This is a genomic window from Flavobacterium movens (assembly GCF_039581425.1).
GTDB lineage: Bacteria > Bacteroidota > Bacteroidia > Flavobacteriales > Flavobacteriaceae > Flavobacterium > Flavobacterium luteolum.
Map to the genome: position 1 here is coordinate 259,119 of NZ_JBCPXY010000005.1, position 14,461 is coordinate 273,579.

Sequence of the window (14,461 nt, forward strand, 5' to 3'; positions counted from 1 at the left end):
AACATATGAAAACAATTCACAACCCTTTTGAAGAAAAACAATCTATTGAATTGGCTATTGGCACATTTATAATCAGCACAATTCTGTTTATCCTTTATATCATTTCAAACGGAAATCCGATGGTTTTGGTTATCGCTTGGCCATTTGCGTTGGGCGCAATAATTGTAAATGCAATTATGTTTGTACATTTAACAGACCGGTTTATTCATCTTCCAGAACAGCGAAGAGATATAGGAACCAAAATTCTGATCTTACTTTCTAATATTCCTCTCACCTTTATATTTTATTTGATTGTAATGAAACTTTAATCCCAATCGATAATAATTATATAAAAAAAACAGCAATCAATACCTGATTGCTGTTTTTTTTATAACAATATACTGTTTTATCTTATATCAAAATTTTCATACATGTATTGAAAAACGGGCATATAAGACAAGTACTCTTCACTTTTACTGCAAAAGGTAAGTATATATAAATCTCGCTCTTTAATAAAATAGTATTGCAAAATAGTACCGAAAACACCATTACTCATTAATTGCTTGTAAACAATTTCTTGACCATGTAAACCGTTTTTTACAACCTTTCGATTAGAAATAATTTCGCTGCTTACTCCGAATCTTTTATCAATTATCTTTTTTACTGTTTTTGCTTTAACTCCTGAATATCCAATATCAGAAATCCACAAACTTACATTTTCAATAAAATTATCATTTGCCGAACTTTTTTCGCTTAAAAGCATGAACTTCTTTTGCAAAGAATCTGATTGTTGAAGATGCCAGTTATAAGGAAATAATACTGAATATTTTTTTTCGCTTATATATAATTTCCCAGAGGTGTCTTCAGATTTATGCTGTCCAAATACGAATGTTACAAATAAGATCCCGATAAAATTTAAAAACAGCTTCAAAATAAATCTTAATTTGCTTTTTTAGTCTCGATTCCGTTTTGGTCTAATAAATACATTAATGTAGTCATTGTTGCAGCTCCAAGCTCTAATTCTCTTTTATTGATTGCATCAAATTTATCATTTGCAGCGTGGTGATAATCAAAATAACGCTGAGAATCTGGTTTCAAACCTGCTTTAACAATAGCTTGTGAAGTCAAATGATTAATATCAGAACCTGCATGACCAATTGTAAAACTGTGCACCAAATAAGGCTCAAAAAGATCTTTGTAACCTTGAATCTTTTTCAAATTAACATTATCAGCTTCAATTGAAAATCCTCTTGGAGAGAATCCGCCTGAATCACTTTCTAAAGCAAAAATATGATTCTCTTTGTTTTGTTTTGAAACTTCTTCGTATTTAGCACCACCTTTTCCGCCGTTTTCTTCGTTCATAAACAATACAACACGAATGGTATTTTTAGGTTTATAATTTAAGTTTTTCAAAATACGGATTACTTCCATACTTTGCACTACTCCTGCTCCATCATCGTGAGAACCATCTGCTAAATCCCAAGAATCTAAATGCCCTCCAACAACCATAATGTTTTCTGGAGTCACCGTTCCTGTCAATTCACCAATTACATTATATGACAACGCATCTGGTAAAGTCTCACAAGATTGTTTGAAATAAAATTTTAAAGCAGGATTTGCCTTTAAAGATTTACTTAACAATTCAGCTCCATTTGTACTGATTGCCGCAGTTGGAATATATTGCGCCTTTGGCAAGTCACCATAACTTTGAGCTCCTGTATGAGGAAAATCGTCTAATCTTAAATTCATAGAACGAACAATTGTTCCTACTGCTCCTAATTTTGCAGCTTCTTTTGCCCCTGCATATCTTTGATCAACGCAAGCTCCGTAAGAAGTAAAGGTTTCAATATTTTCAGGATTCATTGGTCTGTTATAGAAAACAATTTTACCTTTTACTTTATCAGCTCCAAGTTCGTTCAATTCTTTTATTCCTTGAACTTCGATTATTTCTGCTGTAAGACCCGTTTTTGGAGTTGCTACTGAACCTCCTAATGCACAAATTGGTACAGTGGTTTTTACTTTTCCATCCAGAATATAAGCTGTTTCTTTTTCGCCACGAACCCAATGTGGCACCATAACTTCTTGCAAATATACTTTATCAAGCCCTAAACTTTCTAATTGGCTTTTAGTGTACTCAACGGCTTGTTCTGCTCCTTTAGATCCAGACAAACGAGCGCCAATATCATTTGACAAGTATTCTAGCCAAGTGTAGCATTTTGCTTCGGTTAAAGCTTTTTTGTAAAATAATTTAATGTTTTTTTCATCATTTGTCTGCGCAAAAGATGTCAATCCGTTTAAAACTAAAGCAGTTAAAAGAATCGTTTTTTTCATAGTTTTTGTAGTAATTTGGAGTTTAGCATGCCAATGGCATATTCGCAAAGGAACAAAATTATTGACATTTCTGAAGTTTTTTCCTCAACCTTTTCACAAAAAAAGCTCCAATTACAAATTCTTCAATTTGCAATCGGAGCTTTTACGTATTCTTTAAATAAAGATTATTTTACTTCAATAATCTTATTTTTTGTTCCAATTCCGTTTTCATTAAAAGGCTCTATTGTGAAATAATATTTTGTGCCTTTATCCAAACCTCTAAAATCGTATGTATTGTCACCGTAAACCATAATACTGTTATACAATTTATCAGGAGCAATTCCGTAATAAATATTGTAACCAATTGCATCTGTTTGTTTTTTCCATGAAATCATAGCATTTCTAGAATCTGCTTTATTTCTGTCTACTTTAAAAGAAGTAACCGCTTTTGGTTGTGCTCCTAAACCATTTCCAAAAACTCTGAAATCAGAAATGGCAAATAAACCAGATGCATTGTGAATGTTCTCCATTTTAATGTAACGTGCTTTAATTGATTTTGAAAGCTCTACATAATCATGTGGTGCATCTTTATCATTTTTAGATTTATCTACAACCAAAGTCCAATTTTGAGCATCGTCAGACATGAATATTTTATATTGATAATAAATATCCATAGCTTTATTAAACTGCGTCGCTTTATGGTCTGCGTAGTTAATCTGCAAAGCATTAATTTCCATTGGTCTTCCTAAATCCATTTGAAGCCATTCCCCCGGATTATTAGTTTTTGCCGACCAATACGTTTGGATATTTTCATCTGTTAGATTTTCAGGCCCGTAGCAGAATTTCTCATACACTTTTTTACCTCCATTATCCATTCTATGCGTTTCCACTTCCATACATTCCTCAGAAGAAGAAACAGTAACAGGCTTTTTATATGAAAGCAACATCCATCCAGATGAAGCGCCTTTTGTCTGATCACGCTCACTCGTTGGCAATACAATTGGAAAATCTCCATAAGCTGTGATCGAATACATTACATCGTCTTTATCAAATCCTGCTGGAAACATATCTATACGGCGCTCGAAACGATCTTTTATAGAAATTTTACATGTTCCAGTATTCCAATAATTTCCATAATTATCGGCAAAAGTATTTCCGTGTCCAGCTCCAATTACAAATCCGCCTGGTTTATAAGACATCGGATTGTGTTTTTGATACGTAAACGGTCCTAACGGATTATCTCCCACATGAACTCCATTTGCATAACCTTTAAACTCGGTTGCAGGAGCTCCGTATTGCATATAATATTTTCCATTATGTTTCGTCATCCAAGCTCCTTCAATAAAATTTCCCCATGGCGCTGGTTCCATATCATTATTTGGCCCAAAACGTTCCCATCCGTGAGCTGAAGGATCAAGAATTGCAACTTCTTTTATTTGTCCGTATGGTTTCTGAATATCTTCAACTTCTGTCGCTTTGTATAAGGTAGCATAATCAGCCTGATTTCCTTTTGGAAGCCAAGTATTATAATCAACTTCTACTCCAACAAGTGGTAATTTTCCGCTTGAACCGTAGTACATGTATACTTTTTTATCATCATCTTGAAAAATCGCTGGATCCCAAGTTGGAAGCATTGCTTTATCTACATGGCGTGTCCATCTTCCTGATTTTGGATCAGCTGTTTTCCAAATAGGATGATCTCTTTTCCAAGTTGAACCAACATAAAATAATGTATCGTTAACAACCCAAGCCGCAGGAGCACACTGGTCATCGTCGCCCGGTTGTCTTTGGAAACTTCCATAAACAAAATTCCAGTCGGACATGTCTTTACTCCAAAAGAAACCTGCTTGATTGGTAGCAAACAAATAATATTCGCCTTTATAGGTAATAATTACAGGATCGGCGCTTGAACGACGTGATTCTGGAATTCCATTGTGATTATGAGTCGTATAATTGTACCCAATATTGATCGGATTACAATAGGTTGTTGCGGGTCTGCTAGGGTCAAACCATTCTGTTTTACCAGAATTTTGTGCCAAAAGAGTACTTCCGAAAAGCATCGAAAACAAAATCGGCGTAAGTTGTTTATATATCTTTTTCATGGTTAGATTTCTTTAGTAAAGTTTTAGAAGATTAGTTTTTAACTTCCTTTCTTTCCTTTAAAAGTTCAGGTTCATTTGTAGTGATGTAATTGAATTTATGAGCAATAATCCAATCCATATCTTTTGCGTCATTGACAGTCCAAGCATTTAGAATAATCTTATTGTCTTTAGCTTCCTGAATCCATTCTGGATGCTTTTGAAAAACTGAATAATGATAATCTACACCATTGATTTTATCTGCTTTGACTTCTTTTGGAGATTTATTTCCTTCTAAATATTGTAAAGACGTCTTAGAATCTATTTCTCTAATTTTCTTTAGAATATCATAATCAAAACTGATGTAGCAGGTATTTTTATTGGCTTTTAATTTTTTAATGGTTTCGACTGCTGCTACACCCGTTTTTTGCCCTCTTTCTTTACTAATTTCTGAAGTTTTAATTTCGCACACCAAAAGTGTGTGCTTGTTATTTCGCATTCCTTCTGAAATATATTCGTGAAGCGTTGGAAGTTTTTCTCCGTTTGAAAGTTTAAATTTTATCAAATCGGCATAATTCGTCTCTTCAATAAGCAGTTTGTTATAATGTGCATCATGATTGATTACAAGTGAATCGTCTGCTGTTCTCCAAACATCAAATTCTGAACCTGGCAATTTTAAATCGATGGCATGTCTTAAAGATGCAATAGAATTTTCAGGCAGATTGTTTTTTTTCCATGCACCGCGATGCGCGACAATTGCATTCTTTTGTGCATTACAAAATGAAAAAGCAATAAGGCATGCTGCACTAAATATTTTTAATTTATTCATAATAATCGCAGTTAAAAAATTACAAAAAAAGGTTATTCATTTTAGAAAAAAAGCCCTCCAAACGAAGGGCTTTTCACTAATCAAATAAACCAACTATTTAGTTAACTCAAAACTAACTTTCTTATCGGCGTTTGAATTTCCTCCAACGAAAATATCAAACTGCCCTGGCTCTGCTACGAATTTTAAATCAGAGTTATAAAACTTTAAATCTTCAACAGTAATATCAAAACTTACTGTCTGTTTTTCACCTTTTTTAAGTGCTATTTTTTGGAAACCCTTCAATTCTCTAACTGGTCTTGTTACTGAACCAACTAAATCTCTAATGTATAATTGAACTGTTTCTTTACCGTCAAAATTTCCAGTGTTTGTTACATCAACAGTTACTTTCAATTTCCCGTTTGAATCCATCTTATCAGAAGAAATTTTCAAGTTTGAATAATCAAAATTGGTATAGCTTAAACCAAATCCGAATGGGAATAAAGGCTCATTTCTTTCGTCAATATAATTTGATCTGAATTTTTCAAATTTCCCTTCTGTGTTAGAAAGAGGTCTTCCTGTATTTTTGTGTGCGTAGTAAATTGGCAATTGTCCAACGCTTCTTGGGAAAGTTGAAGTCAATTTTCCTGAAGGATTAACATCTCCAAATAAAACATCAGCAATAGCGTAACCAGCTTCTGTACCTGCGAACCAAACATTCAAAATTGCAGGAACTGTTTTTTCTTCGTCTGTAATTACTAACGGACGCCCGTCAAATAAAACTAAAACAACTGGTTTTCCTGTTTTTAATAAAGCGTTTAATAACTCTTTTTGAGCTTGTGGAATTTCTAAATTTGTACGGCTGCTAGATTCTCCACTCATTTCTGCAGATTCTCCTAAAGCAGCAACAATTACATCAGATTGTTCAGCAACTTTTAAAGCTTCTGCTAATAATTCTTCTTTTGTACGAGCATCACGGTGTAACGTTTTACCAAACATTGTTGCATTAGTTTCAAAAGTTTCATCGTAATCTAAATTACTTCCTTTAGCATATAAAACTTTAGTTCCTGTTCCAGCTACTTCTTTGATACCTCTCAATAATGAAACCGCATTTTCCATTTTTGTAGCCACACTCCAAGTTCCTGGCATGTTTTCTTTAGCATCTGCCAATGGTCCGATTAAACCAATTGTTCCAGATTTTTTAAGAGGTAAAAGCTGGTTTTGGTTTTTTAATAAAACTAAAGATTGAGCAGCAATATCACGTGCTTCTTTTCTGCTATCTGTTGTAAAGATTTCAGTTTTTGCTCTTTTCTCGTCACAATATTTATATGGATCTTGGAATAATCCTAAATCATATTTTGCTTCTAAAACAAGTTTAACAGCGTTATCGATTGTTTCGATTTTTACTTTTCCTTCATCTAAAGATTTTTTCAAAGTTCCTAAGAAACCTTCTCCAACCATATCCATTTCAACTCCAGCATTTAATGCTAAAGCTGAAACTTGCTGTAAATCTCCCATTCCGTGAGGAATCATTTCAGGAATTCCTGTAAAATCTGTTACTACAAAACCTTTGAAACCCCATTGTTTTCTTAAAACATCTGTCATTAACCATTTGTTTCCAGTTGCTGGAATTCCGTCAACTTCGTTGAAAGAAGCCATAACCGAACCTACACCTGCATCAACTGCAGCTTTATAAGGAGGAAAATAGTCATTAAACATTCTAATATGGCTCATATCAACAGTGTTGTAATCACGTCCACCTTCTGGAGCACCATATAATGCGAAGTGTTTAACACATGCTAAGATTGAGTTATTTTTAGTAAGATCGTGTTGTTGGTAACCGTTAACCATTGCTTTTGCAATTTGGCTTCCTAAATATGGATCTTCTCCTGAACCTTCAGAAACTCTACCCCATCTTGGGTCACGAGAAATGTCAACCATTGGAGAGAATGTCCAGTTGATACCGTCTGCACTTGCTTCTTTTGCAGCGATTTGAGCACTTCTTTCAATTAAACCCATATCCCAAGTACAAGATAATCCTAACGGAATTGGGAATGTTGTTTCGTAACCGTGAATAACGTCCATACCAAAAAGCAACGGAATTTTTAAACGGCTTTTTTCAACCGCAATTTTCTGTACTTCTTTAATTTTTTGAACTGATTTAATATTGAACAAACCGCCCACTTTTCCTTCAGCAATATTTTTTGCCACATTTGAGCTGTTTGCCTGCCCAGTGGTAATATCACCAGATGTTGGCAAGTTTAACTGACCCAATTTCTCGTCTAAAGTCATTTTTGACATTAATTCCGCCACAAATTCAGACTTTGGTTTAATTTTCACTGTATTTTTAGCTGGCTTTTTTTGAGCATAACCCAAAACAGCGCATCCTAAAAAAAGTAAGACTAATTTGTTTTTCATTCTATTCTATTTATTTGTTTGTATTCGTTTTTCTTTGCTGCAACATCCAGTCATAGATTTCTTGATTATCATATACTTTTGTCCAGCTGTCATGACCTGCATCATCAAAAATGGTCAGCTTCACATCTTTAGCATTACATTTTTTTAATTCTTTGTAAATCGTGATTGCATAATTCACATTTACCACATCATCGAGTAATCCATGAAAAATCCTGGTTGGAATATTGGCAATTTCACATGCTTTTTCTAACTGAATCAAATCTACAAAGCCAGCGACAGGTACATTTGCGGCAAATAGATCTGGATGTGCAAAAGCCAAATTCCAAGAAGCCCAACCTCCTGAGCTCAAACCAGTAACATATATTCTTTCTGAATCAATTTTATTTTCTTTCTGAATTTTTAGAATCAGCTGATAAATTGATTCTATATCCCAGTTTTCATCTTCTTTACATTGTGGAGCAAGAACGTAAGCATCTATTTGATGTGTCTTTAAATATTTTAAAGGTCCGTTAATTTTTACTTTCTCAAGATCAGTTCCTTTTTCTCCATCTCCAGAAATAAAAACTATCAAAGGTTTTTTCTCTTTTGTATTTGCCGGTTTATGCAAAACATAGCCAAGTTCATACTTTGCCATTACGACTGTATTTATTTTTCCGGTTGTCTCACTCTGGCTAAAGCCTAAAAGTGAAATCAAAAAAGATAAAAAAGCTAATTTGTATTTCATGTCAATTATTGAATCCCGTATTTTCCAGATTTAAATCCAAGTTTTGTTAAACCTTGTTTTACTTCTGGCGCGTTCATAAACAATTTCCATATCAATCCTGTTCTGTAATTTTCGATCATTACAACTTCAGGACCTTGATCTATTGCTAAATAACGTTTTGCAACCCATTTATTTCCTAAACTCAAAGCATCATAAAAACCTGCATCTCCCCAAGCTTCTTCTTTATGATTTTCGTATAAATTTCTAATTACGGCCATAGATTCTTTTGGCGTGTAAACAATTGAGCTAATTGCTGCTGTTGGAGAAATCACACCTTGATCATTACTTGGCATATGTGCATTGTATCCAATCGATCCATCGGGGTTTCTAGAATAAGAAGCAGTTAAACCCCAATATTCAGGACCATAACCTGTATTTTTATTTGGATTTTGAACACAATACTCATAATTGATTTTAGTCTGATTTACATTTAAATCCCAGTAGTTTGCATATTTATCTGTTAACTGATTTGGATCTAAACCTACATAAGAATAATGAGCCCAAAATAATGGACCGCCAAATTCTTCTGCCCCATTGTGCTTTAAAATAAGTGGAATATTATATTTTGTTTTTGAAGAAACTATGCCGCCGCTTCTCGCCCAACCTTCATGATATGCTTTCACATCAATTGTATGTGTTGGCGAAGACGCTGCCATTACGTACGTAATAAGACATTCATTATATCCTTGCAAAGGAAAATTCATTTGCCACGCGTAGTTTGGCGACCAGTGCCAATACAATACATTTTTATTATTTGTGTACCATTGCCATTCAACACCTTTCCAAAGTGCATCAAATTTTTGAGCTACTGCTTTTTCTTTTTCAGAACCATCTTTAAGATATTCACGAACCGTAATCATTCCTGCAACCAAAAATGAGGTTTCGACTAAATCTCCACCATTATCCTTGGTTCCAAAAGGCTTTACTTTTCCTGTATTTCCGTCCATCCAATGTGGCCATGCTCCGTGAAAACGATCAGCTTTGCCTAAAAAATCTGCAATTTTGTTAAGACGTTCTACACCTTGTTCTTTAGTAATATATCCTTGAGACATTCCTGAAACAAGAGCCATTAATCCGAAACCTGAGCCACCTGTTGTTACAATATTTGAATCGTTTTCAGGATAAACTCCGTCTGGATGATAACGTTCTCTAGCTAATCCAGAATTTGGTTCTGCATAATCCCAGAAATATTTAAATGTTTGTTTTTGAACAGCATCTAAAAGCTGCTCATCTGTTAATGCAGTAACGCCAGAAGTATTTTCCTGTACATTTTCTTTTGACTTATCTTCCTTTGATCCACAACTAAAAAAAGCAAAAGCTAAAAATAAAACTGAAATTCTAACCATTATAAAAATTTAAGATTTTTGATAAATAATCACTTCCCTCAGGAAATCTGAAGGAAGTGATTTTTAAGATTTTGATTAATAACCACCAGGGTTTTGTTCAGAAAGCCCATTTGCTTCTCTCAAGAATGAAGTTGGTATAGGCCATAACTCATGTTTTCCAACAATAAAAGTTTTTCCATCTGCAGCCATAGCCGCTTCTGCTTGCCCAGTTCTAACAATATCAAACCATCTGTCGTGCTCAAAAGCAAATTCTAACCTTCTTTCTTTATAAATTGCTTTTCTAATATCTGCCTGTGAAGTATAAGGAGTATCTCCTAAACCAGCTCTTTTACGAATCTGATTTACCAAAGGAATAGCTGCTGATGTTTCTCCTAATTCATTTAATGCCTCAGCTTTCATTAAAATTACTTCAGCATATCTTAAATATCTAAGATTAGTGTCTGTAAATTCTTGATTATAGAAAGATGATGAATATGCCTTATAATTGTATCTTGGATTAGCTACAGTTGATGCCACTATTCTTCCGTCATATAAAACTGAACCTCTAAAAATAATTGTAGCATCTTTTCTAACGTCTCCAGCTTCATAAGCATCTGCTAAACCTTTAGTTGGTGTATTGAATCCCCAACCCCAACCTCCAGCACCACGAGGCGCTTGAGAAACAGTATAATTTCCAATTCCAAATCCAGGGCTAGAAGTAGAACCTACTCCATTAATTTCAAAAATAGATTCTGGACCAAATTCTCCTTCTTTTTTAAATTGTAATGCATAATCGGTAACTAAAGAGTAACCTGTTACTTTATCACAATTGTCAATTACTTTTTGCCAATTTTTTTGATATAGGTTTACTTTTGCTAATAAAGCATACGCCGCTCCTTTAGAAGCCCTAACAACATCTGCTCCAGTGTAGGCAGATTTTAAAGGCAAAGCTTCAATAGCATCATTTAAATCTTGTTCTATAAAAGCATAAACTTCTGCTACTGATTTACGTGTCAATTGCATTTTTCTATCTTCCTCAGAAATTGGAACTGTAGCTAAATGATCTACAATAGGAACTCCTCCGTATCCTTTAACTAAAGTAAAATACATAAAAGCTCTCATGAATTTTGTTTCTCCAACTAATCTTGCTTTCAAATCTGGTGATGCCTGATCTAATTTAGGAAACATTGCTAATGCTTGATTACATCTATTAATTCCAGCATAATTTGCATTCCAAGTAGATTCAAATGAAGGAGTTGAAGCATTATATGTCAATGCGTCTACAATATCTTTATCTCCCCCTGTATCTCCAGGATCTGATCCTTTATCAGCATCATCTGAGATTATACTTGAAACTGCATTCCATCCAAAAGAAGACATTTCCCAACCTAAAAACTGATTGTAGATTGCTGTTACAAAACTTTTAGCTCCTTCATCACTATTGACCAAAGCTGGATCAGCAGGAATAGCCTCACTTGGCTCTACATCTAAAAAATCATTTGAACAACCAGATAATAATAATCCAGAAAGTACAAACATTGATATATATATTCTTTTCATAATTTTAAAATTTTAAATTAACACCAACAACAAATGATCTCAATGATGGATAAGCATCTAATTCAACCCCTTGAGTGCCTTCAACTAACTTACCATCAGACACAACATCTGGTGAGAACCCAGAGAATTTTTGTGTGATAAATGGATTCATTGCGTTTACATAAAGACGGCAATAGCTTAAAAACTGATCTTCTTTAAGTGGAAGTTTGTATCCTAACGTAATATTATTGATTCTAAAGAAGTCCGCAGATTCTAAATAATATGTTGAAGCATAAGGAACTAAATTAGAAGGTGCTGGAATTGAAGATGTAGTGTTTGTAGGCGTCCAAAAGCCATTAGCCATAGAAGCTTCTACATTTTCTCCTCCAAATCTTTGTGCTTTTTTTCCATTGTATACTTTTGCTCCGCCAGTTCCATAACCGTCAACAGAAAAATCAATGTTTTTGTAATTTACTCCTAAAGTAACACCATAGTTAGAAGTCGGTAAAAGAGAACCAACGTATTTTTTATCTTTAAGTTCATCTAAACCTGATTGAGCAACTTTAGAACCATCTGCTTTGTAGTATAACATTTGGCCATTTATTGGGTCAACTCCTGCATATTCATACATAAAGAAACTACCCAATGGCTGACCTACAGAAGTGTTATCTAGAATTTTGGTATTTTGACCGTTTCCTAAACTTCCTCCAATAATTGGATTTAACTGAACATTTTTAAGGCTTGTAAGTTCATTTTTATTATGAGAAAAATTCCCTCCAATCCAATAACTTAAATTATCGTTTATTTTATCATCCCAACGTAAAGAGATCTCGTATCCTTTATTTGACACTTCTCCAACATGCGCTGGCGTAGCTAGCGTAATTCCAGAAGTTGAATAAGGCTTAACATTCAAAATTGTATTGTTTGTGTTTTTATCATACAAATCAAATGACCCTTTTAATCTGCTGTTAAGCAATTCAAAATCAAAACCTCCTGAAAGTTCTTCAACAATCTCCCAAGATAAATTAGGATCTACTTGAGAATTAATTGTAGTACCAGAACCTAAACCAGAATAATCTAGTCCAGAAGTTAATAATTGTGTATTAAGAGGCACATTTTGATTTCCTAATCTACCCCAAGAACCTCTAATTTTTAATAAATTAATTGGTTCTACGTTGCTTAAGAAGCTTTCTTTAGAAATGATCCACCCTAAACCAACTGATGGAAAAGTTCCCCAACGTTTGTCTTCAGCAAACTGAGATGAACCGTCACGTCTTACAGTACCTGTAACCAAATATCTGTCCATTAATTTATATTGAAAACGAGCGAAATAAGATGCTAATCTTCTTTGATTAAGTGCTTCATCTTTATAACCTGTAACATTACCTGCAACGTTAACATCTTTTAAAGACCAATAATTTGAATTTGCATTTACATTCTTTCTATCAATCGTTAACTTTTCTCTAGTTCCTTGTACATTTGCTTCAATACCTGCAGTAACTTCAACATCATGAATTTCAGCAAAAACTTTGTTATACGTTAAATAGTTAGACAAGTTCCAGTTAAAATATTCGTCTCTACCTCTTGTTAAAGTGTTTTTATTCAAATCTGAAGGATAACCAGAAGCTATACGAGTAGGGTCTGCAGAAAGCCAAAGTGCTAAATTGTCTACATAATTATATTGTTTGTAAGTATAATATTCCCCATTAAATTGTGATGTGAATTTCAAAGATTTAAAAATATCCCAATCTAATTTTAATCCCCCTTGTAAAGTTACCGATTGCTGCTGCTCATTTGTGTAATCTAATTGAGCCACTGGATTTGCAACATTATTAAATGATGATCCTGTTTCTGCTACAACTCCATTAGAAATAAATGGAACTCCATATTTTCCATCAGCATAACGAACAGGAACTAAAGGAGATTGTCTGTAAGCATTAGTAAAAGCGCTCAAAGGCATTGGCGTATTTTTAATGCTACTTACACTGAAATTTTGGCTAATTTTAACTTTCTCAGAAAGTTTAAATTCGTTGTTATTTCTAAAAGTTGTACGTCCATAATCAGATCCGTTCAAAATTCCTTTTTCTTCATAATTTCCAGCACTAAAAAAGTATTTTACATTGTCTGAAGATCCTGAAATTGCAATGTTATTTTGAGTATAAGATCCTGTTCTTGTGATCGCATCTAGCCAATTTGTGTTATATGGCTGATTTGCAGAAAATCTTCCTTGAGGAAAATCATTGCTATAAGCAGCATTACTGTAACGAACATACTCGTCAGCATTTGCCATTTTTACAGTTTTTAGTGGAGTTCTAATTCCTGCAAAACTTTCTACATCAACAGTAAGCTTACCTTTTCCTGCTTTGGTTGTAATCATAATTACACCATTTGCACCTCTTGTACCATAAATCGCTAATGAAGAAGCATCTTTTAATACTTCATAAGATGTGATATCATTAGTATTAATGTTATTAATATTGTCAGTAGGCATACCGTCTACAACATAAAGAGGATTTCTTCCTCCTAATGCAGTACCAGCTCCCCTGATCACAACTGAAGGCGTACTTCCTGGCGCATCTGAAGTAGACACCTGAACCCCTGCAGCTTTACCTTGAATAGCCTGAGAGGCATTCATTACTTTCATTTTGGTAATCTCTTCGGACTTAATTGAGCTAACCGCCGAAGTATTATCAATTTTCTTTCTTGTACCGTATCCAATTACAACTACTTCTTTTAAAGCAGTATCACCTGCTTCTTTTAAGGTTATTGTCATTGGTGCGGCTGTAGCCGGTACAGAAACCGAATCAAAACCTAACATAGAGATTTTTAAAATATCCCCAGGTTTTGCATTAATTGTAAAGTTTCCGTCGAAATCTGCATCTGCAGTTGCTCTAGCATCAGCTGAAGCGATAATTGCTCCTGGAATTCCCATTCCATTACTGTCTACTACTTTTCCTTTAATTGCTTGAGCTTGCCCCATCATATAGGTAGGCAGCAGCAAGAGCGCTAAAAAGCTAAAAATAAAATTTTTCATACAGTACGTAATCGTTTAAGTTAGTAGAGCCAAATTAAGCAATTACAACGTTGTAGTACATCAGTTACCACTACAACATAGCTACATCAATGTGTTAAAATTTTATCTTATTACCATGATTATCAATACCATAAATGTTAACAAAATTGGTTTAACATAACATTATGATGTAGTAATGATGTATCGTAATTATATAAAAAATGATATGGA

The 14,461-nt window shown here is 34.0% G+C and carries 10 protein-coding genes; 1 reads left to right on the plus strand and 9 read right to left on the minus strand.

Annotation, left to right across the window (positions count from 1 at the left end):
- Positions 1-5 precede the first annotated feature (5 nt).
- Entirely contained in the window at positions 6-308 is a 303-nt protein-coding gene (locus AAYQ05_RS11475; RefSeq protein WP_343543439.1) for a hypothetical protein, read from the plus strand.
- Positions 309-385: 77 nt separating this feature from the next.
- Here AAYQ05_RS11475 and AAYQ05_RS11480 read toward each other — a convergent pair whose 3' ends face one another.
- From AAYQ05_RS11480 to AAYQ05_RS11520, 9 genes are all read right to left on the minus strand, one after another.
- A complete protein-coding gene (locus tag AAYQ05_RS11480) occupies positions 386-910 on the minus strand; it encodes a PsbP-related protein (RefSeq protein WP_343543441.1) in 525 nt (174 codons plus the stop codon).
- A gap of 8 nt (positions 911-918) precedes the next feature.
- Positions 919-2,310 (minus strand): M20/M25/M40 family metallo-hydrolase, encoded by a 1,392-nt coding sequence (locus AAYQ05_RS11485; RefSeq protein WP_343543443.1) that lies wholly within the window; start codon positions 2,308-2,310, stop codon positions 919-921.
- Between the two features lie 164 nt (positions 2,311-2,474).
- A complete protein-coding gene (locus AAYQ05_RS11490; protein WP_343543445.1) occupies positions 2,475-4,391 on the minus strand; it encodes a discoidin domain-containing protein in 1,917 nt (638 codons plus the stop codon).
- A 31-nt stretch (positions 4,392-4,422) separates the two neighbouring features.
- Positions 4,423-5,196 (minus strand): glycerophosphodiester phosphodiesterase family protein, encoded by a 774-nt coding sequence (locus AAYQ05_RS11495; protein WP_343543447.1) that lies wholly within the window; start codon positions 5,194-5,196, stop codon positions 4,423-4,425.
- A 93-nt stretch (positions 5,197-5,289) separates the two neighbouring features.
- On the minus strand, positions 5,290-7,590 hold the full coding sequence (gene bglX, locus AAYQ05_RS11500; protein ID WP_343543448.1) for a beta-glucosidase BglX: 2,301 nt from the start codon (positions 7,588-7,590) through the stop codon (positions 5,290-5,292).
- A gap of 10 nt (positions 7,591-7,600) precedes the next feature.
- On the minus strand, positions 7,601-8,314 hold the full coding sequence (locus AAYQ05_RS11505; protein WP_343543450.1) for a carboxylesterase family protein: 714 nt from the start codon (positions 8,312-8,314) through the stop codon (positions 7,601-7,603).
- A gap of 5 nt (positions 8,315-8,319) precedes the next feature.
- Complete coding sequence (locus tag AAYQ05_RS11510) at positions 8,320-9,699, minus strand: glucoamylase family protein (RefSeq protein WP_343543451.1); 1,380 nt, start codon at positions 9,697-9,699, stop codon at positions 8,320-8,322.
- A gap of 75 nt (positions 9,700-9,774) precedes the next feature.
- Positions 9,775-11,238: a RagB/SusD family nutrient uptake outer membrane protein gene (locus tag AAYQ05_RS11515; protein WP_281632128.1), complete on the minus strand. Its 1,464-nt coding sequence runs from the start codon at positions 11,236-11,238 to the stop codon at positions 9,775-9,777.
- Positions 11,239-11,242: 4 nt separating this feature from the next.
- On the minus strand, positions 11,243-14,251 hold the full coding sequence (locus AAYQ05_RS11520) for a SusC/RagA family TonB-linked outer membrane protein (protein WP_343543453.1): 3,009 nt from the start codon (positions 14,249-14,251) through the stop codon (positions 11,243-11,245).
- Positions 14,252-14,461 lie beyond the last annotated feature (210 nt).